General features: G+C 59.3%; 20 protein-coding genes. 9 read left to right on the top strand and 11 right to left on the bottom strand.

All coding sequences use genetic code 11. The features are described 5' to 3' along the window. Positions 1–14 precede the first annotated feature (14 nt). From ssuB to ssuE, 5 genes are read right to left on the bottom strand one after another with little or no spacing between them, the layout of a single operon-like run. Positions 15–788 (bottom strand): aliphatic sulfonates ABC transporter ATP-binding protein, encoded by a 774-nt coding sequence (gene ssuB, locus ACJ8HB_RS02615; RefSeq protein ID WP_033637874.1) that lies wholly within the window; start codon positions 786–788, stop codon positions 15–17. Further along, the gene (gene ssuC / locus ACJ8HB_RS02610; protein WP_033646585.1) at positions 785–1,579 is read right to left on the bottom strand and encodes an aliphatic sulfonate ABC transporter permease SsuC; all 795 of its coding nucleotides are present in this window, start codon (positions 1,577–1,579) and stop codon (positions 785–787) included. Before ssuC ends, ssuB begins: the two co-directional genes overlap by 4 nt. Before the next feature lie 10 nt (positions 1,580–1,589). Continuing rightward, complete coding sequence (gene ssuD, locus ACJ8HB_RS02605; protein WP_047568304.1) at positions 1,590–2,738, bottom strand: FMNH2-dependent alkanesulfonate monooxygenase; 1,149 nt, start codon at positions 2,736–2,738, stop codon at positions 1,590–1,592. Between the two features lie 20 nt (positions 2,739–2,758). After that, entirely contained in the window at positions 2,759–3,724 is a 966-nt protein-coding gene (locus ACJ8HB_RS02600; protein WP_047568302.1) for a sulfonate ABC transporter substrate-binding protein, read from the bottom strand. 24 nt (positions 3,725–3,748) lie between these two features. Then, on the bottom strand, positions 3,749–4,327 hold the full coding sequence (ssuE, locus tag ACJ8HB_RS02595; RefSeq protein WP_047568300.1) for an NADPH-dependent FMN reductase: 579 nt from the start codon (positions 4,325–4,327) through the stop codon (positions 3,749–3,751). 258 nt (positions 4,328–4,585) lie between these two features. Here ssuE and pyrD point away from each other — a divergent pair, with 258 nt between their 5' ends. Together pyrD and ACJ8HB_RS02585 are read left to right on the top strand one after the other, a co-directional pair. After that, a complete protein-coding gene (gene pyrD / locus ACJ8HB_RS02590) occupies positions 4,586–5,596 on the top strand; it encodes a quinone-dependent dihydroorotate dehydrogenase (protein ID WP_047568298.1) in 1,011 nt (336 codons plus the stop codon). A gap of 176 nt (positions 5,597–5,772) precedes the next feature. After that, a complete protein-coding gene (locus tag ACJ8HB_RS02585; protein ID WP_033654226.1) occupies positions 5,773–6,321 on the top strand; it encodes a cell division protein ZapC in 549 nt (182 codons plus the stop codon). A gap of 6 nt (positions 6,322–6,327) precedes the next feature. Here the strand turns inward: ACJ8HB_RS02585 and ACJ8HB_RS02580 are convergent, their stop codons facing one another. Then, positions 6,328–7,431, bottom strand: coding sequence for a YcbX family protein (locus ACJ8HB_RS02580; RefSeq protein WP_047568296.1), 1,104 nt, complete (start codon positions 7,429–7,431; stop codon positions 6,328–6,330). A gap of 103 nt (positions 7,432–7,534) precedes the next feature. Between ACJ8HB_RS02580 and rlmKL the strand changes: the two genes are divergently transcribed. From rlmKL to rmf, 6 genes are all read left to right on the top strand, one after another. After that, complete coding sequence (gene rlmKL, locus ACJ8HB_RS02575) at positions 7,535–9,661, top strand: bifunctional 23S rRNA (guanine(2069)-N(7))-methyltransferase RlmK/23S rRNA (guanine(2445)-N(2))-methyltransferase RlmL (RefSeq protein ID WP_086581038.1); 2,127 nt, start codon at positions 7,535–7,537, stop codon at positions 9,659–9,661. 5 nt (positions 9,662–9,666) lie between these two features. Continuing rightward, positions 9,667–11,571 (top strand): ABC transporter ATP-binding protein, encoded by a 1,905-nt coding sequence (locus tag ACJ8HB_RS02570; RefSeq protein WP_047568293.1) that lies wholly within the window; start codon positions 9,667–9,669, stop codon positions 11,569–11,571. A 73-nt stretch (positions 11,572–11,644) separates the two neighbouring features. After that, on the top strand, positions 11,645–12,961 hold the full coding sequence (gene pqiA / locus ACJ8HB_RS02565) for a membrane integrity-associated transporter subunit PqiA (RefSeq protein WP_071883795.1): 1,317 nt from the start codon (positions 11,645–11,647) through the stop codon (positions 12,959–12,961). Then, entirely contained in the window at positions 12,948–14,594 is a 1,647-nt protein-coding gene (gene pqiB, locus ACJ8HB_RS02560; RefSeq protein ID WP_047568289.1) for an intermembrane transport protein PqiB, read from the top strand. The genes pqiA and pqiB overlap by 14 nt, the downstream gene beginning before the upstream one ends. Then, the gene (pqiC, locus tag ACJ8HB_RS02555) at positions 14,591–15,151 is read left to right on the top strand and encodes a membrane integrity-associated transporter subunit PqiC (protein ID WP_033654223.1); all 561 of its coding nucleotides are present in this window, start codon (positions 14,591–14,593) and stop codon (positions 15,149–15,151) included. Before pqiB ends, pqiC begins: the two co-directional genes overlap by 4 nt. A gap of 270 nt (positions 15,152–15,421) precedes the next feature. Continuing rightward, positions 15,422–15,592 (top strand): ribosome modulation factor, encoded by a 171-nt coding sequence (rmf, locus tag ACJ8HB_RS02550; protein WP_004928150.1) that lies wholly within the window; start codon positions 15,422–15,424, stop codon positions 15,590–15,592. A gap of 63 nt (positions 15,593–15,655) precedes the next feature. Here the strand turns inward: rmf and fabF are convergent, their stop codons facing one another. The 4 genes from fabF to ACJ8HB_RS02530 form a co-directional block, all read right to left on the bottom strand. Further along, positions 15,656–16,933: a beta-ketoacyl-ACP synthase II gene (gene fabF, locus ACJ8HB_RS02545; RefSeq protein ID WP_047568286.1), complete on the bottom strand. Its 1,278-nt coding sequence runs from the start codon at positions 16,931–16,933 to the stop codon at positions 15,656–15,658. Then, positions 16,930–17,457, bottom strand: coding sequence for a winged helix-turn-helix transcriptional regulator (locus ACJ8HB_RS02540; protein ID WP_033637890.1), 528 nt, complete (start codon positions 17,455–17,457; stop codon positions 16,930–16,932). Before ACJ8HB_RS02540 ends, fabF begins: the two co-directional genes overlap by 4 nt. A gap of 316 nt (positions 17,458–17,773) precedes the next feature. Continuing rightward, positions 17,774–18,292 (bottom strand): bifunctional 3-hydroxydecanoyl-ACP dehydratase/trans-2-decenoyl-ACP isomerase, encoded by a 519-nt coding sequence (gene fabA / locus ACJ8HB_RS02535; protein WP_004928144.1) that lies wholly within the window; start codon positions 18,290–18,292, stop codon positions 17,774–17,776. A 68-nt stretch (positions 18,293–18,360) separates the two neighbouring features. After that, on the bottom strand, positions 18,361–20,109 hold the full coding sequence (locus ACJ8HB_RS02530) for an AAA family ATPase (protein ID WP_033646573.1): 1,749 nt from the start codon (positions 20,107–20,109) through the stop codon (positions 18,361–18,363). Positions 20,110–20,319: 210 nt separating this feature from the next. On the opposite strand from ACJ8HB_RS02530, the gene matP reads away from it, so the two are divergent. Beyond that, positions 20,320–20,778, top strand: a complete 459-nt coding sequence (matP, locus tag ACJ8HB_RS02525; protein ID WP_004928138.1) for a macrodomain Ter protein MatP — start codon at positions 20,320–20,322, stop codon at positions 20,776–20,778. Between the two features lie 88 nt (positions 20,779–20,866). On the opposite strand, the gene ompA is transcribed toward matP, so the two are convergent. After that, positions 20,867–21,946: a porin OmpA gene (gene ompA, locus ACJ8HB_RS02520; protein ID WP_047571655.1), complete on the bottom strand. Its 1,080-nt coding sequence runs from the start codon at positions 21,944–21,946 to the stop codon at positions 20,867–20,869. Positions 21,947–22,234: the final 288 nt, after the last annotated feature.

Raw genomic sequence — 22,234 nt, 5'->3', positions numbered from 1 at the left:
CTTTTTTCATCCTTTCAATTCGCCGCCCGACGGCCGCTGGCCGCTGTGGCCGGCGGTGATAACACCCGCTCCAGCACTTCGGCCTCCAGTTCCGCCAGCCGGGCGGAACCCTTGCGGCGCGGCCGCGGCAGATCGAGAGTCAGATCCAGCCCGATGCGCCCCTCTTCGATCAGGATCACCCGATCCGCCAGCGCGATGGCTTCGCTGACGTCGTGCGTGACCAGCAGTACGGTAAAACCGTGCTGTTGCCACAGCGTTTCTATCAGCCCCTGCATCTCGATGCGCGTCAGGGCATCCAACGCCCCGAGCGGTTCGTCCAGCAGCAGCAGGCGAGGGCGGTGGATCAGCGCGCGCGCCAGGGCGACCCGCTGCTTTTGCCCGCCGGACAGCGCCGCCGGCCAGTCGCGGGCGCGATCCGCCAAGCCGACCGCGTCCAGCGCCTGCAGCGCCGCATCGCGCCACTGGCCGCGCAGCCCCAGGCCCACGTTGTCGATCACCGTTTTCCACGGCAGCAGGCGCGCATCCTGAAACATCAGCCGGGTATCCTCTTTAGCGGCGGCAAGCGGCGCGTTGCCGCTGAGCAGCGCGCCGCTGCTGGGTTGTTCCAGGCCGGCCAACAGGCGAAGCAGGGTGCTCTTGCCGCAGCCGCTGCGGCCGACCACCGCCACGAACTGCCCGGCGGAAATGCGCAGCTGAATATTGTCCAGCACGGTGCGGTTGCCGTAACCTTTGCCGATGGACTCCAGCGTCACCGGCGTGCCTTGCGCAAGGCGAGCGGGAAGGGTCATAGCGCTTCTCCCTGTTTCAGTTGATAGGCCGGATGCCAGCGCAACCAGACGCGCTCCAGCAGTTGTGCGCCCACGTCCGCCAGCTTGCCGAGCAGGGCGTACAGCACGATAGCCACCACCACCACGTCGGTTTGCAGGAATTCACGCGCGTTCATCGCCAGGTAGCCGATGCCCGAATTGGCCGAAATGGTTTCGGCGACGATCAGCGTCAGCCACATGAAGCCGAGAGCGAAACGCACGCCGACCATAATCGACGGCAGCGCGCCCGGCAGCACCACCTGCGTAAACAGGCGGAAACCGCTTAGGCCGTAGCTGCGGGCCATCTCCAACAGGCCGCGATCGATGTTCTTGATACCGTGATAGGTATTGAGATAAATCGGGAATAGCGTACCGAGCGCCACCAGAAAGATCTTGGCGGATTCATCGATGCCGAACCACAGGATCACCAACGGGATCAGCGCCAGGTGCGGCACGTTGCGGATCATTTGCACCGAGCTGTCCAGCAGGCGTTCGCCCCAGCGCGACAGCCCGGTAATAAAGCCGAGGATCAGCCCGATGCTGCCGCCGATGGCAAAGCCGATCAACGCGCGCTGGCTGCTGATGCTCAGGTGCTGCCACAGTTCGCCGCTTTGGCTCAGGCTCCAGAAGGCGGCCAGCACTGCGCTCGGCGCCGGTAAAATGCGGTTGGACAGCCAGCCGGTTTCGACGGCGATCTGCCAGAGGATCACCAGCGCCAGCGGCAGTGCCCAGGGGGCTAGCCGATACAGGATGCGTTGCGCGTTCTTAGCCATCGGGGCCTCCTCAGCTCTGCGACACTTTTTGCGGAACATAGATGTTGGCCACCACTTCGCCCTGCGGACGCACCGGCTGAAGGCGCGCGGGCGTTTCTTCCTGTGCCAGATCGAGGTGAGGGAACAGCAGTTCACCGACGCGGTAGGCCTCTTCCAGATGCGGATAGCCGGAGAGAATAAAGGTGTCGATGCCCAGATCGGCATATTCCTGCATGCGTGCCGCGACCGTCGGGCCGTCGCCCACCAGCGCGGTGCCGGCGCCGCCGCGCACCAGGCCGATGCCGGCCCACAGGTTCGGGCTGATCTCCAGGTTGTCCTTCTTGCCGCCGTGCAGCGCCGCCATGCGCCGTTGGCCGACGGAGTCGAAGCGCGCAAAGGCCTGCTGCGCGTCGGCGATGGTTTCCTCATCGAGATGCGCGATCAGCCGATCGGCGGCGCGCCAGGCCTCTTCGGTGGTTTCCCGCACGATGACATGCAGGCGGATACCGAAGCGTACCTGGCGGCCTTTCGCCGCCGCTTTGGCGCGCACCTCTTCGATTTTCTCTTTAACCTGCGCCGGCGGCTCTCCCCAGGTGAGATACATTTCTACCTGTTCGGCGGCCAGATCCTGCGCGGCGGCGGAGGATCCGCCGAAATAGAGCGGCGGGCGCGGCTGCTGCACCGGCGGGAACAGCAGTTTGGCGCCTTTCACCTGAATGTGCTTGCCGTCGAAATCGACGGTTTCGCCTTCCAGCACCCGGCGCCAGATGTGGGTGAACTCAGTTGAGGCTTCGTAGCGCTCTTCATGGCTCAGGTGCAGCCCCTCGGCCGCCAGCTCTTCCGGATCGCCGCCGGTGACCAGATTGAACAGCGCACGCCCGTTGGACAGGCGATCCAGCGTCGCCGCCTGGCGCGCCGCCAGCGTAGGGGAGATGATGCCCGGCCGCAGCGCGACCAAAAACTTCAGCCGCTGGGTAACCGGGATCAGCGAGGCGGCCACCAGCCAGGAGTCTTCGCACGAGCGGCCGGTAGGGATCAATACGCCGCCGAATCCCAGCCGATCCGCCGCCTGGGCGATCTGCTGCAAATAACCGTGATCGACGCTGCGCGCCCCCTGTGCGCTGCCAAGATAGTGGCCGTCGCCGTGGGTGGGTAAAAACCAGAAAACGTTCAGGCTCATCGTCAATGTTCTCCCATGAGTTATTGCGCGCTTGGGCGCCAGATGCGTTGCGAGATGTCAACCTTCACCGGCACCAGCCGGTTGGCGTAAAACAGGTCGGCGGTTTGCTGCTGCGCGGCGATCGTATGCGCATCGAGCGGTGTGATGGCGGTCGGCGGGCGGTGATCCAGATAGCTGGCGATCACCGGTTCCGGCAGACCCATGGCATTGGCCAGCAGGGTCACGCTTTGCGCCCGGTCGCTGCGGGTGAGCGCATCGGCCTGGGTCAGCACCGTCAAGACCTGGCTGATAAAGGCGCCGTTGGCTTCGGCATAGGGGCGCGCCGCCAGATAGAAGGAACCGGTCTGGTTCAGATCGGTGCCGTCGCCGAGCACCCGTACGCCGCCCTGCAGCAGCGCGGCGGAATAATAAGGATCCCAGATGGCCCAGGCATCGACGTTGCCCTGCTGGAAGGCGGCGCGCGCATCGGCGGGGGTCAGATAGGCAGGCTGGATATCCGTAAATTTCAGGCCGGCCTTTTGCAGCGATCGCAGCAGCAGGTTGTGCGAGCTGGATCCTTTCTGGAAAGCGACCTTATGGCCTTTCAGATCGGCGACGGTTTTGATCGGGCTGTTTTCCGGCACCAGGATCACTTCCGCCTTTGGTTTGGGCGGCTCAACGCCGACATACAGCAGGTCCGCGCCAGCGGCCTGCGCGAAGATCGGCGGAATATCGCCGGTGCTGCCCAGATCGATGCTGCCGACGTTCAAGGCCTCGAGCATTTGCGGGCCGGCGGGAAACTCGATCCAGCTGATGCGGGTAGCGGGGAAACGTTCCTCCAGCAGCCGGTGGCTCTTCGCCAGCACCAGGCTGACCGATCCTTTTTGGTAGCCGATGCGGAACTGCGCCGGATCCTGCGCAGCGGCGGCAGTGGCCCAAACCAACGACAGCAGGCCGGTGAGGGTAGCGGCGCTCAGCCAGCGCCGTAAAACGATGCGTTTTTTCATTCAGGCTCTCCTTTTCCAGGCCTTTCAGGCAGTCTGTCGCGCCGCCAGCAGCGAGGCGACGCGCAGCGCGGGCGGTTTGCGGCGGCCAAGCGCCAGATAGAAACTGGTCAGCGCCTCTTCCAGCCGGGCGGCGACGGCGTCGGTGAGCGTGGCGCCTTCGCCGGCCAGTTGGATCTGGCTGTCGTCGGCGAACACGCCGTGCAGCACCTCTTGCGCTTTCAGCGCCGCCAGCACCGGTTTCAGCGCGTAGTCCACCGCCAGCATGTGGCCGATCGAACCGCCGGTCGCCAGCGGCAGCACCACCTTATGATCCAGCGCGCGTTCCGGCAGCAGATCCAGCAGGGTTTTCAGCGCGCCGGAGAACGACGCTTTATAAACCGGCGTGGAAATCAGCAGGCCGTCGGCCTGCGCCAGCTGCTCGGCAAACGCCTTGATCGCCGGGCTGTTGAAGTTGGCGTACAGCAGGTCTTCGGCATCGAAGTCGTGCAAGGTATAAGCCGTCACTTCCACCCCTTGCTGCCGCAGCCAGTTCTGACTCAGCGCGAGCAGCGCGGCGGAACGTGATGGGATGCGTGGGCTGCCGGCCAGTGATATAACGCGCATTGTCACTCCTTATAACTAAAAGTTAGGTTTAATTAGAAAATCAAAAGGAAGTGTTTTAAACCTACCAGCAACCGGGCGCGTTTTTTAAATCTCATTTTTTGATTTCGATATGCGCAAAAGCGGATTGGCGCCGATTTGGCGGTGAAGAGAGGAAACGATTGCGTAAAAACGGCTTTTTTTGCCTTTAATCAATTCCAATTGGGCGGGGGATACCGGATAATACGCCCCCGGTTTGCAACCGGGAAATCAGGAGAGTCCATGTACTACCCCCTCATCAGGAAAGCGTTGTTCCAGCTCGATCCCGAGCGCGCGCACGAAGTGACCTTTCGTCAGCTCAGCCGTATTGCCGGCACCCCATTAGCGTTTCTTGTCCGTCAGTCCGTGCCGACCAAACCGGTCAGCTGCATGGGGCTGTCGTTCAAAAACCCGCTGGGATTGGCCGCCGGTCTGGATAAAAACGGCGAATGCATCGATGCGTTCGGCGCGATGGGCTTCGGCCATGTGGAAGTCGGCACCGTGACGCCACGCCCGCAACCGGGCAACGACAAGCCGCGCTTGTTCCGCGTGGTTGAGGCGGAAGGCCTGATCAACCGCATGGGGTTCAATAACCATGGCGTGGACAATCTGGTTGAAAACGTTAAGAAATCCCATTTCGGCGGCATTCTTGGGATCAATATCGGCAAGAATAAAGACACCCCGGTCGAACAGGGTAAAGACGATTATTTGATCTGCATGGATAAAGTTTATCCGTATGCCGGTTATATCGCGATTAACATCTCTTCACCGAATACCCCGGGGTTACGATCCTTACAGTATGGCGAAGCGCTGGACGATCTTTTAGCTGCGATTAAAAATAAGCAGCAGGAATTACATGCGCGCCATCACAAATATGTGCCTGTGGCGGTAAAGATCGCGCCGGATCTTTCAGAAGAAGAATTGATCCAAATTGCCGATAGCCTGGTGCGGCATAATATCGATGGCGTGATCGCCACCAATACCACCTTGGATCGAAAATTGATCCAGGGGTTAAATTACTGCGAACAAGCGGGCGGGTTAAGTGGGCGTCCGTTGCAATCACGCAGCACGGAAGTTATCCGTCGTCTTTCCACCGAACTTCAAGGGCGCCTGCCGATTATCGGCGTGGGCGGCATCGATTCGCTGACGGCGGCGCGCGAAAAAATGGAGGCCGGCGCGAGCCTGCTGCAAATTTATTCCGGATTTATCTATCACGGCCCGCGTTTGATTAAAGATATCGTTACCCATATCTAATATTTTTCCTCTCATTTTATTCCGGGGGTTTATTTCTGCCCCCGGCTCGTCTATATTTTGTTCGTTAGCATAAATATCGTTCGCGGAATTATCCGATGTTTAAGCTATTTTATCGGTGATAAAATCGCCTTTTAGGGTGAGTGCGGCGTTGGCATAGGCAGCGAGAAGGATACGAAATGAAGATAAAACCTGACGATAATTGGCGTTGGTATTTTGATGCCGAACACGATCGGCTAATGCTGGATTTAGCTAATGGTATGATCTTCCGTTCACGTTTCCCGGCCAAAATGTTAACGCCGGACGCCTTCGCTGAATGCGCTTTTTGCGTGGATGACGCCGCCCTTTATTTCACCTATGAAGAACAGTGCAAGCAGATCAAACTCAGCCATGAGCAGCGCGCCGAGCTGGTGTTGAATGCGCTGGTCGCCTACCGCTTCCTGAAACCGCTGATGCCGAAGAGCTGGCATTTCTCGCAGCAGCATTACCCGCTGCAGCCGAAAAACGGCGAGCTGGCGGCGGTGAAGGTAATGGAAAGCGGCGTGGAAGCGCGCTTGCTGGTGGTAGAGGCCGGGGATAACGCCAGCCTGTGCCTGCTGGCGCAAAATCAACTGACGGTCGCCGGCCGCACCATGGTATTGGGCGACGCCATCAAGGTGATGCACGATCGGCTGAAACCCTGCGCGCAGGATGAAAGCGCCGCCCCGGCTTACGACAGGGCGGTATAAGGCGGATTACGCCAACGTCAAATCACTTTTTGGGATACAGCTGCAGCACAGGATGGTGCCGTTGTCGCCCAGCGCGCTTTTCTTCAGCGGCGCGACCTCACCGCTCAACAACGTAATGCGGCAGCTGCCGCAAATCCCGGCGCGGCAGGAGTAAGGCACGCGAATGCCTTGCTGTTCCAGCTGTTCGAGCAAGATCTGCTGGTTGTTGCCGGTAAACACCTTTCCTTCATATTCGATAGTGACGCTGTGCTCGCTGTCTTGCGGCGCCTGCACGCTCTCCACCACTTTGCCGGCGCCATAAGGGCGCGGCGGCTTGGTCGACAGCACTTCCACCGTATCGCCCACGCGGATGATGCCGCTGCTGCGCGCGATCATGTTCTGGCCGAAATCGATATCGCCGTTGTCGGCGGAGCGGAATTTTTGCAGCGTACTCAGCGGTTCGCCGCTCGGGTGCTTGCGGCCGCGCTCGGTGCTGACGGTGGTGAGCACGCAGCGGCTGCAGGGTTTCACCAGATCGAACATCACATCGCCAACGCGGATCACCTGCCAACCGTCTTCAGCCCAGGCGGCTGCGCCGCTCACCACCAGATTGGGGCGGAACTGTTCCAGCTTGATGCTGCCGGGGCAACGCCGCTGCAGATCGTTGAACGAAGCCTGGTTAATCAGCAGATAAGGATAGCCATCGGCAAACGTCAGCGGGATCTCGGGGTGTTTCTTCACCCGGCGGGTCAACTCAGGCCCCAGCCAGCGCAGCTGCACGTCACGCTGGAAATAGCCGCTCAGCCAGCGGTTGATCTCATCCGGCGCGATCAGTGCGGTGAAATGATTGCCCCACACCTCGGTCGGCTGCGGCGCGGCGGCGAAGTCGCTGAAGCGAATGGCGGCGCTTTCGCCGTCCGGCGCGCTCAGGAACAGCCCGTCCGGCAGCAGCGCCGGCGTGAACAGCACCATCTGTGGGTATTGGCGCGCGGTAATAAAGGTGCCATCCGGCTCGGTGATCATAAAGTTGCGGTCGAAGGCCAGACCGCTGCTGCCGACCTGGGCGTAAGAAAGCTGCAGACCGCGCAGTGATTTAACCGGATGGACGTAGAGTCTGGAAAGCGTGATCACCCTTATCTCCGTGCGATTATTAAATAGAAGGGAGCAACTTTATGACAAGCGGTGCGGATTAGCTATAATGCGCAACAATTTTCTTTTTGGTGATAAGCACGATATGAACTCTCTGTTTGCCAGCACGGCGCGTGGATTGGAAGAACTGTTAAAAAGCGAGCTGGAAGCGCTTGGCGCTCACGACTGCAAAGTGGTGCAGGGTGGGGTACATTTTCAGGGTGACGATCGTCTTCTGTACCAAAGCCTGCTGTGGAGCCGCCTGGCTTCGCGCATTCTGTTGCCGCTGAACGAATTCCGCGTGCACAGCGATCTGGATCTGTACCTCGGGGTGCAGGCGATCGACTGGCCGAGCATTTTTGGCGTGGATAAAACCTTTGCCGTGCATTTCAGCGGCGTGAACGAAGAGATCCGCAACAGCCAGTATGGCGCGCTGAAGGTGAAAGACGCCATCGTCGACAGCTTCACCCGCAAACTCGACCAACGCCCGACGGTCGCCAAGCAGCAGCCGGATATTCGCGTTAACGTCTTCCTGCAACGCGATATGGCCAGCGTGGCCCTCGATCTGAGCGGTGAAGGCCTGCATCAGCGCGGTTACCGCGATCTCACCGGCCAGGCGCCGCTGAAGGAAAACCTGGCGGCCGCCATCGTGCTGCGTTCCGGCTGGCAGCCGGGCACGCCGATGCTCGATCCGATGTGCGGCTCCGGCACGCTGTTGATCGAAGCGGCGATGATCGCCGCCGATCGCGCGCCTGGCCTGCACCGCCAGCACTGGGGCTTCAGCGCCTGGAATGGCCACAACGCCGAACTGTGGCGTGAAGTCACCGCCGAAGCGCAGGTGCGCGCGCGCCGGGGCCTGCAGGAAACCGCCTCTCGCTTTTTCGGTTCCGATATCGATCGCCGGGTGATTGAGATGGCGCGCGGCAACGCCCGCCGCGCCGGCGTCGCCGAGCTGATCACTTTCAACGTCGGCGACGTGGCGCGGTTGACCAACCCGCTGCCGGAAGGCCCGCACGGCACCGTGATCAGCAATCCGCCGTACGGTGAGCGTCTGGAAAGCGAACCGGCGCTGATCGCGCTGCACAACATGCTGGGCCGCGTGATGAAAAGCGCCTTCGGCGGTTGGCAACTGTCGCTGTTCAGCGCCTCGCCGGAGCTGTTGAGCTGCCTGCAGCTGCGCGCCGAGCGCCAGTTCAAGGCGAAGAACGGCCCGCTGGAGTGCGTGCAGAAAAACTATCAGCTGGCGGCGAACCCGGCCGGCGCCACTGCCGGCGGCGTGCAGGTGGCGGAGGATTTCGCCAACCGTCTGCGCAAAAACTTGAAGAAGCTCGACAAGTGGGCGAAACAGCAGGGCATTGAATGCTACCGCCTGTACGATGCCGATCTGCCAGAATACAACGTCGCGGTGGATCGTTACGGCAGCAAGGTGGTGGTGCAGGAGTATGCGCCGCCGAAAACCGTCGATGCGCAGAAAGCGCGTCAGCGCCTGTTCGATGTGATCAACGCGACGCTGGCGGTGCTGGAATTGCCATCGAATCAGCTGATCCTGAAAACTCGCGAGCGGCAGAAGGGCAAGAATCAGTACGAGAAGCTGGCGCAGAAGGGCGAGTTCCTGCTGGTGGAAGAGTATAACGCCAAGCTGTGGGTTAACCTGACCGACTATCTCGATACCGGCCTGTTCCTCGATCACCGCATCGCGCGCCGCATGCTGGGCGAGATGAGCGGCGGCAAGGACTTCCTCAACCTGTTTGCCTATACCGGCACCGCCAGCGTGCACGCCGGGCTGGGCGGCGCGCGCAGCACCACCACGGTGGACATGTCGCGCACCTACCTGGAATGGGCGGAGAAGAACCTGCGCGCCAACGGCCTGACCGGCCGTCAGCATCGGCTGATCCAGGCCGACTGCCTGTCGTGGCTGAGCAACGCCAACGAACAGTTCGACGTGATCTTCATCGATCCGCCGACGTTCTCCAACTCCAAGCGGATGGAGAACACTTTTGACGTGCAGCGCGATCATCTGGCGCTGATGAAAGATTTGAAACGGTTGCTGCGCCGCAACGGGACCATCATGTTCTCGAACAACAAGCGCGGTTTCCAAATGGATATGGCAGGGCTGAGCGCGCTGGGCCTGGAGGCGAAAGAGATCACCGCCAAGACGCTGTCGCAGGACTTTGCCCGTAACCGTCAGATCCACAACTGCTGGCTGGTGACTCACGCCGGCGAAGGAAAATAATTACTATGTCGTTAATCAGCATGTCCGGCGCCTGGCTCTCTTTCAGCGATGCGCCGCTTTTAGACAACACCGAAATTCATATCGAAGACAACGAGCGCGTGTGTCTGGTCGGGCGCAACGGCGCCGGCAAATCCACGCTGCTGAAGATCCTCGGCAAAGAGATCCCGCTGGACGACGGCCGGGTGATCTACGAGCAGGATCTGATCGTGGCGCGCCTGCAACAGGACCCGCCGCGCAATATCGGCGGCAGCGTGTTCGACTTCGTGGCCGAAGGCGTCGCGGAGCAGGCGGAACACCTGAAGGCGTACCATGCGATTTCCCATCTGGTGGAGAGCGACCCGAGCGAGAAAAATCTGGCGCGCATGGCGCAAATCATGGAGATCCTCGATCACCAGGGGTTGTGGCAACTCGACAGCCGCATCAGCGAAGTGCTGCTGCAGCTGGGGCTGAACGGCGACGCCGAGCTTTCCTCGCTGTCGGGCGGCTGGCTGCGTAAAGCGGCGCTGGGCCGCGCGCTGGTGAGCTCGCCGCGCGTGCTGTTGCTCGACGAACCGACCAACCACCTGGATATCGAAACCATCGACTGGCTGGAAGGCTTCCTGAAAGAGTTCGACGGCAGCATCGTCTTCATCTCGCACGACCGTTCGTTTATCCGCAACATGGCGACGCGCATCGTCGATCTGGATCGCGGCAAGCTGGTTTCCTGGCCGGGCAACTACGATCTGTATCTGCAGAGCAAAGAAGAAGCGCTGCGGGTGGAAGAGCTGCAAAACGCCGAGTTCGATCGCAAGCTGGCGCAGGAAGAGGTCTGGATCCGTCAGGGCATCAAGGCGCGCCGTACCCGTAACGAGGGCCGCGTGCGTGCGCTGAAGGCGCTGCGCGTCGAGCGTTCAGAGCGCCGCGAAGTGATGGGCACCGCCAAGATGCAGGTGGAAGAGGCGACCCGCTCCGGCAAAATCGTGTTCGAGCTGGAAGACGTCAATTATCAGGTGGGCGAAAAAGTGCTGGTGCGCGGTTTCTCCGCTCAGGTACAGCGCGGCGATAAGATTGCGTTGGTGGGGCCGAACGGCTGTGGCAAAACCACGCTGCTGAAACTGATGCTCGGTCAGCTGAAAGCCGACAGCGGCCGCGTGCACTGCGGCACCAAGCTGGAAGTGGCCTATTTCGATCAGCACCGCGCGGATCTCGATCCGGAGCGCACGGTGATGGACAACCTGGCGGAAGGCAAACAGGAAGTGGTGGTCAACGGCCGTCCTCGTCACGTATTGGGCTACCTGCAGGACTTCCTGTTCCACCCGAAACGCGCGATGACGCCGGTGAAGGCGCTGTCGGGCGGTGAGCGTAACCGCCTGCTGTTGGCTAAGCTGTTTCTGAAACCGAGCAATCTGCTAATCCTCGATGAACCAACCAACGATCTCGACGTCGAAACGCTGGAGCTGCTGGAAGAGCTGATCGACGGCTATCAGGGCACCGTGCTGCTGGTCAGCCACGATCGTCAGTTCGTCGACAACTCGGTGACCGAGTGTTGGATCTTTGAAGGCAACGGCGTGATCAACGCCTTCGTCGGCGGTTACTACGATGCGCATCATCAGCGCGCCACGGCGAAACCGATTCGTCAGGCGGCACCGAGCGCGAGCAAACCGGCGGCGGAGAAAAAGGCCGAACAGCCGAAGAAAGCGGCGGCCAAGCTGAGTTACAACCTGCTGCGCGAACTGGAACAGTTGCCGCAGCGGCTCGAACAGCTGGAGGCGGAGATCGAAGCGCTGCAGGCGCAGATGAGCGACGCCGACTTCTTCACGCGGCCGCACAGCGAAACGCAACAAGTGCTGACGGCGCTGGCTAACGCCGAGCAGGCGCTCGAGCAGGCCTTCGCCCGCTGGGAAGAGCTGGAAGCGATGAAAAACGGCTGACCGTTGCGATACCGCCCGCGCGCTGCTGCGGGCGGTATCGACGTGCCGGTGAGCAACGTTATTTAGGAGGAATATGGTGTGTTCCCACAACAATCATCAGCAGCATAGTCATTCCGCACCTTCGGCGGAGCACCAGGATAACCTGATGCTGTGCCCGCAGTGCGACATGCTGGTGGCGCTGCCGCCGCTGGCCTATGGCAGCAAAGCGGTATGCCCGCGCTGCAAAACCACGCTCAGCGCCCGCTGGGACGAGCCGCGCAAGCGGCCGATCGGTTACGCCCTCAGCGCCCTGTTCATGCTGGTGCTGGCCAACATTTTCCCGTTTATCAATATGCGCGTCGCTGGCATCGGCAATGAAATCCGGCTGATTCAAATTCCGGAAGTCATGGTGGCGGAAGACTACGCCAGCATGGCCACGCTGTTTATGGTGTTCGTGCAGCTGATCCCGGCGTTTTGCATGGTGGCGATCATTCTGCTGTGTGCCAAAGTGCGTTTGCCGCTGGGGCTGAAAGAGTGGATGGCCCGGGTGCTGTTCCAGTTCAAGACCTGGTGCATGGTGGAAATTTTCCTCGCCGGGGTGCTGGTCAGCTTCGTCAAGCTGATGGCCTACGGCGATATCGGCATCGGCAGCAGCTTCGTGCCTTATTGCCTGTTCTGCCTGCTGCAGGTGCGCGCCTTCCAGTGCGTGGATCGGCGCTGGCTGTGGCAGGACATCGAACCGGCGCCGCGTCTCGATCGCCCGCTGACGGTGGGGCGCACCGGTATGCGGCAGGGCGTGCGCTCTTGCGCCTGCTGCACGGCGATCCTGCCGGCCAATCAGGTGCGCTGCCCGCGCTGCCACACCAACGGCTACGTGCGTCGCCGCCACAGCCTGCAGTGGACGCTGGCGCTGCTGGTGACCTCCGTCATGCTGTACATTCCGGCCAACCTGATGCCGATCATGGTGACCGAGGCGCTGGGCAACAAAATGAACTCCACCATCATGGCGGGGGTGATCCTGCTGTGGGGCGACGGCTCTTATCCGGTGGCGCTGGTGATTTTCATCGCCAGTATCATGGTGCCGTCGCTGAAAATGCTGGCGATCGGCTGGCTGTGCTGGGATGCGAACGGCAGGAAGAAACCGCGCGCCGACAGCGAGCGCATGCATCTGATTTATGAAGTGGTCGAATTCGTTGGCCGCTGGTCAATGATCGACGTGTTTGTGATCGCCGTATTGTCGGCGCTGGTGCGAATGGGGCAGTTGATGAGCATTTACCCCGCGACGGGCGCCGTGCTGTTCGCGCTGGTGGTGATCCTCACCATGTTCGCCGCCATGACATTTGATCCCCGGCTGACCTGGGATCGCGCAAGTGAAACAATCAACAAGGAGCCGCAAGGTGACGGAAAATAATCATAGCGTCGCGGACGTCGAGAAGATCAAGCGCTGGTCGCCGGTGTGGATCATTCCCATCGTGACCGCGCTGATCGGCGCCTGGATCCTGTTTTACCACTTCAGCCATCAGGGGCCGGTAGTGACGCTGGTTACCACGACGGCGGAAGGGCTGGAAGCGGGTAAAACCAAAATCAAAAGCCGCAGCGTGGACGTCGGCGTGGTGGAAACCGTCACGCTGAGCGAGGATCTGAGCAAGGTGATGGTGCAGGCGCGCCTTAATTCCGGCATGGAGAAATTACTGCGCCAGGACTCCGCCTTCTGGGTGGTGAAACCGCAGATCGGCCGTGAAGGCGTCTCCGGGCTGGGCACGCTGCTCTCCGGCGCCTATATCGAACTGCAGCCGGGCAACAAGGGCAAAGACGGCAAAGACAACTATCAGCTGCTCGACGCGCCGCCGCTGGCCTCTCCGGATGCCAAAGGGCTGCGCATCGTGCTGGACAGCGAAAAATCGGGCCAGCTCAACGCCGGTGATCCGGTGCTGTTCCGCGGCTACCGCGTCGGCTCGGTGGAAACCAGCTATTTCGATCCTAAAACGCGCGCCATGCGCTATCAGCTGTTCATTACCGCGCCTTACGATCAGTTGGTCACCACCAACGTGCGCTTCTGGAAAGACAGCGGCGTGGCGTTCGACATGTCGGCGCAGGGCATGCGGGTGGAGATGGGGTCGCTGACCACCCTGTTCAGCGGCGGCGTCAGTTTTGACGTGCCGGAGGGCTGGGATCGCGGCGAACAGGCGAAAGAGAAGGCGGAGTACCAGCTGTTCGACAACCAGCGCAGCACGCAGGATTCGCTGTATACCGTGCATAAGGACTACCTGCTGTTCTTTTCCGATTCGGTGCGCGGCCTGCAGCCGGGCGCCCCGGTCGAGTTCCGCGGCATTCGTTTGGGCACGGTGGCGCAGGTGCCGTTCTACAAAGAGGGCATGGCGCAGCGCCTGGACAACGATTACCGCATTCCGGTGTTGATCCGCATCGAGCCGGATCGCTTCCAGAAAGAGCTGGGCGGCAATTTCGATATCGAAGGGCATTTGAAAGACGCCGAGTCCCGCGGCATGCGCGCCTCGATGAAGTCCGCCAACCTGCTGACCGGTTCGCTGTACATCGATCTCGACTTCTATCCGCAGGAGAAACCGTGGAAAGGGCCGCGCGAGCTGTTCGGTTATCGGCTGATGCCGACCACCAGCGGCGGGCTGGCGCAGATCCAGCAGAAACTGATGCAGACGTTGGATAAGATTAATTCGATGCCGATCAATCCGATGATCAACGAAGCGACCAAGACGCTGGCGGAAAGTCAGAAAACCATGAAATCGACGCAGCAGACCATGAAGTCGCTGAACGACATCATCGCCAGCAAAGAGATGCAGGCGCTGCCGCAGGACATGCAGAAAACGCTGCTGGAGCTGAACCGCAGCATGAAAGGGTTCCAGCCTGGTTCGCCGGCTTACAACAAGATGGTGGGCGATATGCAGCGCCTCGACCAGGTGTTGCGTGAGCTGCAACCGGTGCTGCGCACCCTGAATGAGAAGAGCAACGCGCTGGTGTTTGAAGCCGCCGGCAGCACTGACCCTCAGCCGAAGAAGGCCACGAAATGATGAAATGGATCCCGGTAGCCCTGGCGCTGTTGCTCAGCGCCTGCAGCAGTTCGCCACAGAAGACCTACTATCAGTTGCCGGCGCTGGGTGCGCCGGCCGCGGCCGGCAGCAGCGGCGCCTCCACGCGCCAGCTGTGGCTGGAGCACGTGAGCGTGGCGGATTATCTGGCGCAGAGCGGCGTGGTGTATCAGACCAACGACGTGCAGTATGTGATAGCGCAGAACAATCTGTGGGCCAGCCCGCTCGACCAGCAGCTGCAGCAAACGCTGGTCACCAACCTGAGCAGTGCGCTGCCGGGCTGGGTGGTCTCTTCGCAGCCGATGAGCAGCGATCAGGATGTGCTCAACGTCACCGTCAGCGGCTTCCACGGCCGTTTTGACGGCAAGGCGATCGTTCGCGGCGAGTGGGTGCTGAACCGCCAGGGGCGTTTGATCAAACGGCCTTTCAGCCTGGAATTGAAACAGGGCGAGGACGGCTATGATGCCCTGGTGCGCACCCTGGCGCAGGGCTGGCAGCAGGAAGCTCAGGCTATCGCAGCACAGATGGGCGGCATTTAGTCATAATTTGGTCTAAAATCGTCTAATCCCTGTCAGCGTGAAAATTCGTTTTTTTTCGCTGGCAGGGATTTCTATTTAATTTCAAAAAGTTAAACCCTTCCCCGGCAGATCAGCCACTTAGCACTTTCCTCGGGCGTAGCTCACAAATATGACATTGGCGTGAATTTTGCGCATTGATCTTCTCTTCTTTTAGCGCTATTGATTACTCGTGGCTGCGCAAAAAGCAGCCATTGTTTTCTTTCCACCAGACCAAAATGAGGGAAACGAGGCATGAAGAGACAGAAACGCGATCGTCTGGAAAGGGCGCATTCGAGAGGGTATCAGGCAGGTATTTTAGGGCGTTCCAGGGAACATTGTCCCTACCAATCATCGGTGGACGCCCGGTCTCAATGGCTGGGAGGTTGGCGAGAAGCCATGGAAGACAGGGCTGTGACCGCTTAAGCGGCTCCCTGTCAAATAAAAGGAATAACCTCCGCCCTTGGCGGAGGTTTTTGTTTGTGCCGTTTATTCGTCCTGCCAACGTTTCAGTAAAATACTCGCATTCACGCCGCCAAAGCCAAAGCCGTTTGATAAGGCGTAGGTCATGTCCATCGATTCAGCCCGTTTCGCGACCAGATGCAAGCCTGCCGCCGCCGGATCGGGATTGTCCAGATTCAGCGTTGCAGGAGCTATCTGATCGCGCAGAGCCAGGGCGGTAAAGATGGTTTCCAGCCCGCCGGCGGCGCCGAGCAGGTGCCCGGTCGCTGATTTCGTCGAGGTCACGGCGACAGTCCCGGCGGTGCCAAACAGGTGCTTGATGGCATTGATTTCGCCTAAATCGCCTACGGGTGTCGAAGTCGCGTGTGCGTTTAAATGCTGAACCTCTTCTGGGGCGACATTCGCCTGCTTCAACGCGATTTTCATCGCCCGATAGGCGCCGTTGCCATCTTCAGCGCCGGAGGTCATGTGGTAGGCGTCGGCGCTGGTGCCATAGCCGACGATTTCCGCGAGCGGCGTAGCGCCGCGCGCCCACGCATGCTCCAGCGTTTCAATCACCAGCATGCCGGCGCCTTCCCCCATGACAAAACCGTCCCGGGCGCTGTCGAAAGGCCGGGAGGCCTGTCGCGCCAACTCGGCCGGTGCGGTGGACATGGCGCGCGCGGCGGCGAATCCGCCCAGGCTTACGGTGTCGATAGCCGCTTCGGTACCGCCGCACAGGGCGATATCGGCCTCATCATTGCGGATCATACGCACCGCGTCGCCAATGGCCTGCACGCCGGCCGCACAGGCGGTGACCGGCGCCCCAATCGGGCCTTTGAAGTGATGCTTGATGGAAACGTGACCGGCCGCCAGATTGACCAGGAAAGAGGGGATGGTGAATGGCGACAGGCGCTTGGCGCCGCGGCTGTCCGTAGTGCGCACCGCCTGGGCAATGGCCGGGAAGCCGCCAATGCCCGAGGCGATGACGGTGGCGGTTCGCTCTTGTTTTTCCTCCGTATCGGCTATCCAGCCGGCCTGACGAACGGCTTCATCCGCCGCCGCCATGGCAAACAGAATAAAGCGATCCATTTTCTTTTGGTCCTTGGGGGCGACAGACGCGTCGGGGTTGAATCCCGCCTCGGCATCTTGCGCCAGTTCGGGGACTTGCCCCCCGACCTTGACCGGCAAATCTGCAACGATCTCGTCAGGCAAAGCCCGAATGCCGGACTCTCCTTTTAATAAACGTTGCCAGATGGTCTCCACGCCGCACCCTAACGGTGAAACGGCGCCCATGCCGGTAATAACGATACGACGATTGCTCATGACTGCTCCTTGGTGAGTTCGGATAAATCGGCGAGGCGCCGCTGCCGCATCAGTTCGGCGCGTTGACGTATGCCGTCATTTGCCGCAGGCCCCGGTGCCAACGTAATAAACTGCGGCGGCACCTGCTGTTGGGTCTCGACGTTGATCAACTGGACCTGGATCGGCCGATCGGTGCGGCCGTCGACTAACAAGGCGCTAATGTCACCGTCGATCAAATGGCGATTGCCCCATTGTGAGAGAGCGGCCAGTACGGGAAGAAAATCGTTGCCGCGTTCGGTGAGCAGATATTGATAGCGAACCGGCCGCGTTTGATAACGTTGCTTATGCAGAATGCCGTGGGCCACCAAATCCTTCAGGCGTCGGGCCAGGAGAGTGGGTGAGATCCCCAGACTTTGTTGGAATTCGTCGAACTTGGACAACCCCTGAAAGGCATCACGCAGGATCAGGATGCTCCACCATTCTCCGACGCGATCTAACGAACGTGCGACGGGGCAAGGTGTATCGCTAAAGCGGGTTTTTTGCATATCGCCTCTTTGTGGATACATTTATTGTAGTTACATGATGGCTATACTAGGCGATTTTGAGGGGCAAGAAAATGACCGGATGCAAAAAACCGCTATCGCGTCGGTGCGGGCTGCAGGGAGGGGCCTCGCTCAACTGGCCTGCGTTCGGGTAGGAATAGGGTGGAGACAGGGGGGGAGAAAAACGTTTCGGCAGCGGGCAATTAAAGGAGGTGAGTAGTCTTTAAACGAGAAGAGAAAGAAATGCCATCACGCTGGGCGTGATGGCATGCGAAGAGGATTAGAAAACAAGACGATGACCGCCTTCTCCTCAGCGTGATCAGAACGCCGTGGTGTCCTTGAACAGGCCCACTTTCAGATCGGTGGCGGTATAGATCACTTCGCCGTCAACCAGCACTTCGCCATCGGCGACGCCCATGATCAGCTTGCGGGTGATGACGCGTTTGAAGTTAATGCGGTAGGTCACTTTCTTCGCGGTTGGCAGCACTTGGCCGGTAAACTTGACTTCACCGACGCCCAGCGCGCGGCCTTTGCCTTCGCCACCCAGCCAACCGAGGTAGAAACCGACCAGCTGCCACATCGCATCCAGGCCCAGGCAGCCTGGCATGACCGGATCGCCGATAAAGTGGCAACCGAAGAACCATAGGTCCGGATTAATATCCAGCTCCGCTTCCACATAACCTTTGTTGTGAGTTCCGCCGTCTTCGGTCATCTTGACCACGCGGTCCATCATCAACATGTTACCTGCCGGCAACGGTGGGCCACCGGCGCCGAACAGCTCGCCACGGCCGGATGCTTCGAGGTCTTCTTTCGTATAGGAATCGCGTTTATCTACCATGTTCTCAGTAAGCCTTATTTTAATGAAGGACGCAGGTTAGCTAACACGTGTACGCTGAACAAGTCCGATCAGCCGTGGTTGAACCAGTTGAGCCAGCGCAGCGGCCACGGACGACGGCGTTCCTGCAGGCTCACCTGCGCAATCCGTTCCTGAATGGCCGCCAACAAGTTCGGCTGTTGTTCGTCAGAGTAGAGGCAACCTGTGAGCAAAGGCAAGGCTTCCGCCGCGCTCTCTACCGCCCACAGATGGAATTGCCCTTCGCGTACCGCGTCGACGACATCCTGGCGCAGGCACAGGTGGCGCACGTTGGTCGCGGGCAATACGACGCCCTGTTTACCCGTCAGGCCGCGGCGCAAACAAACCTCGAAGAAACCTTCGATCTTTTCGTTAACGCCACCTATCGGCTGTACGTTGCCGAATTGGTCGACGGAGCCGGTGACGGCGATCTGCTGGGTGATCGGTTGCTGTGACAGGGCGCTGATCAACGCGCACAGTTCAGCCAGCGAGGCGCTGTCGCCGTCTACTTCACCGTAAGATTGCTCAAAGACGATGGAAGCGGAGAAGGGTAACTGCTGATCCAGATCCAGCTCGGCGATCAAAAACGCCTGCATGATCATCATGCCTTTAGCGTGCAGGTTGCCGCCCAGTTCGGCTTTGCGCTCGACGTCGGTGAACTCGCCATCGCCGAGGTGCACAACGCAACTGATGCGCGATGGTTCGCCAAAACTGCGTGGATGGCCCGGATAATCTAGGACTGACAGGCCGTTGATTTGCCCTATCACTTCACCCTCGGTCTCAATCAGAATCTGGCCCAGCTCGATTTCATCCTGCATACGTTCGGCCAGATAGCTTTCACGCCATTCGCGGGCATTTAACGCCGCTTCGAACGCTTTGGCCGTAATGCGATCTTCTTCGGCATACAGTGCGGCTTCGGACAGCTGCTGGCCAAGCCAAACCGGCGAGAGTGGCAGGATGCCCTGGTCGCCACTGTAACGCACGGCCTGAACGATCAGCGGCGCCCAGGCGTCGCTCGCCAGCATCGGCAACTGCTGGTCGGCAATCACGCCGTTGACGTAGCCGCACCACTGCGCCATATCATCAACTTCAGTCAGCTGCAGATCGTCTTCGAATTCACCGTAGACCGCTTGTTCACTCAGTTCTGGCTCGATATCGTGAAAATCGGCCAGGCCGTGGCGATCGCCGACCACAATCAGCCGCAGCTCCAGCGGCATTGGCGGAATGGCTACCGGCAGCGGGCGGGTTTCGTCTGGCGAAACCCAATGGAACTGACGTTGGCCGATCATTTGCTTCAGCCGCAGCCATAGCAACGGCTGAGCCAACAGGGCGCGGGCCGACAGAATCAAAATGCCGCCGTTGGCCTGGTGCACCAGACCCGGCTGCAGGGTGATGTCGCCATTGTGGATCCGTACGCAGCCAAACAGTTGCTCCGGCTCAACCCACTCCTGGAACAGGCAAGCGCCGCCGGCGGCAAAAGGTTCATCGCCACGGCTGGCCGGCTCTACGCTGACTTTGCCATCCTGAATGACATAGTGGCTGCCGCGGCATGCCGTGTTTTTCGGCAGCAGTGGCGTGACGGCGTGAGCGATCAGTTCCAGATACTCTCGTGTTTCTTGCGCCTTCAACAGCATGAAACGCGGTGGCGATTGGGGGTGGCAAAATAGCGTCAGGGCATTTTCCAGCCGAGGCTGAATGGCGGAAAAGGGCACGGGTGCCAACTGAGCGGCGGTATCAAATATCGCCTGATAAGGCGTTACGTCCGGCAATAAAGATTGCCATTCAAGTCGGTTATTGGTCAAAGTGTTAGATGCAATCGTTAAAAAGGGAAAGGGCGATTATACAAGAATAACGGCGGCTTGATACATGCGGAGTGCCAGTTGGCATCAGGGAGTTTGACATCGCGCGGTGACTGTGCAAAAAACAGTCTAAAAGACGGCTTAATTGCCGGGGAAATTTGGCGCAAAGCTGTTATGCTTATTTGAAGTTACGCGGTCACTGAAGAGCTCAAGATGAAATATCAGCAACTGGAAAATCTGGAGAGCGGTTGGAAATGGAAGTACCTGGTGAAGAAACATCGGGAAGGGGAACTCATTACCCGCTACATTGAAAACAGCGCTGCTCAGGAGGCGGTTAACGAGCTGCTGAAGCTGGAAAATGAGCCGGTAAAGGTACTTGCATGGATTGCCGCTCACATGAATCCGGAACTGGATAACCGGATGAAACAAACGATCCGCGCCCGCCGTAAACGTCATTTTAACGCAGAACATCAGCATACGCGTAAAAAATCTATCGATCTGGAGTTTTTGGTTTGGCAACGATTGGCTGCCCTGGCGCGCCGACGTGGCGTTACGCTGTCGGAAACCGTCGTGCAGCTTATCGAAGACGCTGAACGCAAAGAAAAGTATGCGAACCAGATGTCGTCGTTGAAAGAAGACTTGAAGGCGATTCTTGGCAAAGATCCCAAGTAAGTGCGTGAGCGCGCCTTTGTTGCGCTTGGTTTCAACAATAGGACGAAAAAAAACCCCGCTATGCGGGGTTTTTATTAGGCGAGTAAACTTAGCCCTGAGGCTGAGTTACAACGTCTTTGATACCTTTAACTTCGATCTCTACGCGACGATCTGGTGCCAGGCAAGCGATCTGAGCTTTGGTAGCGCGGCCAGATTTGTAGCCACAGGTGTTGCCAGTAACTGCATCTGCTTCACCCATACCACGTGCAGAGATTTTGTCTGACGGGATGCCTTTGGAGACCAGGTAGTCAACAACGCTCTGTGCACGTTGTTCGGACAGTTTCTGGTTGTACTGGTCAGAACCAACGGCGTCGGTGTAACCCAGAACAACTACGGAACCGTCTTTAGGATCCATGGAGCTCAGCTGGCTGTACAGCTGATCCAGAGCCTGTTGGCCTTCTGCTTTCAGAGTAGACTTGTTGAAGTTGAACAGCACGTCAGACTTCAGAGTGAAACGCTTGGTTTCAACAACTGGAGCTGGAGCCGGAGCTGGTGCTGGAGCAACTACGTCATCCTGACCGAAGCGGTAAGAAACGCCCAGGCTCAGCATGGTGTTGTCTGGACGCGCGCCAACGGTACCTGCGTCACCGATGTTGCTTACGAACTGGTAATCCAGGCGAGTAGCCCAGTTTTTGGTCAGTGCGTATTCAACACCAACAGCAGCCAGCGGAGAAACGCCGGTGTCGTGGTCGCTCAGACGCTGACCAGTACGGCCGTAGTTAGCTTTGGAATCTGCACGCCATACCATACCACCCAGACGAGTGTAGATGTCCAGATCGTCAGCAATTGGGTAGCTCAGTTTAGCGGCCAGTTGAACGCCCTGCGCTTTGAAAGCACCGTTGTTCACGCTGCCTTTGTAAGGCATGCGGCCGAGCCAGTCATAGCCCAGTTCGAAGCCCAGGTATTGGTTTGCCTGGTAACCCAGGAACGCGCCGGCACCCAGCTGATCTTTGTGGGTAGGGCCGTTGCCGATACCGTTCTGGTAACCGTTGCCGTAGAAACCAGTGTCATGGTACTGGGACCAGCCCAGTTTAGCACCGGTGTACCAAGTGTTATCTTTTGGAGCGGCTTGCGCTACGGTAGCGAAACCTGCCAGTGCCACTGCTAATGCGATAGCTGTCTTTTTCATTTTGCGCCTCGTTATCATCCAAATAGGCAATGAGCTTTAAAGCTGTTTTAAGCCCTTGGTTAAATTCCTTCGCCAAGGTTTAAGCCCTCGTTTGTTACTCGCCAGTTTTTCTGACGTTATAGAGCAACCTTGGCGATGTAAAGTCTACAACGTGGCGCGAAAGTTACAAGTGTGATGTGATAAGGCTCTAAAAAAAAACGCGGAATCGTACATATTTGCTAACATTCTTAGCCTAAAAAAACGGCGATTCCTTGGGCGTTTTTACTTGCCAAACCGCAGCCGGACTAG

This window comes from Serratia sp. CY27727, from assembly GCF_052169275.1.
Lineage (GTDB): Bacteria > Pseudomonadota > Gammaproteobacteria > Enterobacterales > Enterobacteriaceae > Serratia > Serratia sarumanii.
Note: the sequence above shows the minus strand (reverse complement) of the source record. Positions and strands in the feature narration are given on the sequence as shown.

Excerpts from the sequence above, each read along its gene's own strand:
- ssuC (WP_033646585.1), bottom strand. The coding sequence starts at position 1,579 with ATGGCTAAGAACGCGCAACGCATCCTGTATCGGCTAGCCCCCTGGGCA.
- ACJ8HB_RS02600 (WP_047568302.1), bottom strand. The coding sequence starts at position 3,724 with ATGAAAAAACGCATCGTTTTACGGCGCTGGCTGAGCGCCGCTACCCTC.
- ompA (WP_047571655.1), bottom strand. The coding sequence starts at position 21,946 with ATGAAAAAGACAGCTATCGCATTAGCAGTGGCACTGGCAGGTTTCGCT.
- fabF (WP_047568286.1), bottom strand. The coding sequence starts at position 16,933 with ATGAGCAATCGTCGTATCGTTATTACCGGCATGGGCGCCGTTTCACCG.
- ACJ8HB_RS02570 (WP_047568293.1), top strand. The coding sequence starts at position 9,667 with ATGTCGTTAATCAGCATGTCCGGCGCCTGGCTCTCTTTCAGCGATGCG.
- pqiA (WP_071883795.1), top strand. The coding sequence starts at position 11,645 with ATGGTGTGTTCCCACAACAATCATCAGCAGCATAGTCATTCCGCACCT.
- fabA (WP_004928144.1), bottom strand. The coding sequence starts at position 18,292 with ATGGTAGATAAACGCGATTCCTATACGAAAGAAGACCTCGAAGCATCC.
- rmf (WP_004928150.1), top strand. The coding sequence starts at position 15,422 with ATGAAGAGACAGAAACGCGATCGTCTGGAAAGGGCGCATTCGAGAGGG.
- rlmKL (WP_086581038.1), top strand. The coding sequence starts at position 7,535 with ATGAACTCTCTGTTTGCCAGCACGGCGCGTGGATTGGAAGAACTGTTA.
- ssuB (WP_033637874.1), bottom strand. The coding sequence starts at position 788 with ATGACCCTTCCCGCTCGCCTTGCGCAAGGCACGCCGGTGACGCTGGAG.
- matP (WP_004928138.1), top strand. The coding sequence starts at position 20,320 with ATGAAATATCAGCAACTGGAAAATCTGGAGAGCGGTTGGAAATGGAAG.
- ssuE (WP_047568300.1), bottom strand. The coding sequence starts at position 4,327 with ATGCGCGTTATATCACTGGCCGGCAGCCCACGCATCCCATCACGTTCC.
- pqiC (WP_033654223.1), top strand. The coding sequence starts at position 14,591 with ATGATGAAATGGATCCCGGTAGCCCTGGCGCTGTTGCTCAGCGCCTGC.
- ACJ8HB_RS02585 (WP_033654226.1), top strand. The coding sequence starts at position 5,773 with ATGAAGATAAAACCTGACGATAATTGGCGTTGGTATTTTGATGCCGAA.
- ssuD (WP_047568304.1), bottom strand. The coding sequence starts at position 2,738 with ATGAGCCTGAACGTTTTCTGGTTTTTACCCACCCACGGCGACGGCCAC.
- pyrD (WP_047568298.1), top strand. The coding sequence starts at position 4,586 with ATGTACTACCCCCTCATCAGGAAAGCGTTGTTCCAGCTCGATCCCGAG.
- ACJ8HB_RS02540 (WP_033637890.1), bottom strand. The coding sequence starts at position 17,457 with ATGCAAAAAACCCGCTTTAGCGATACACCTTGCCCCGTCGCACGTTCG.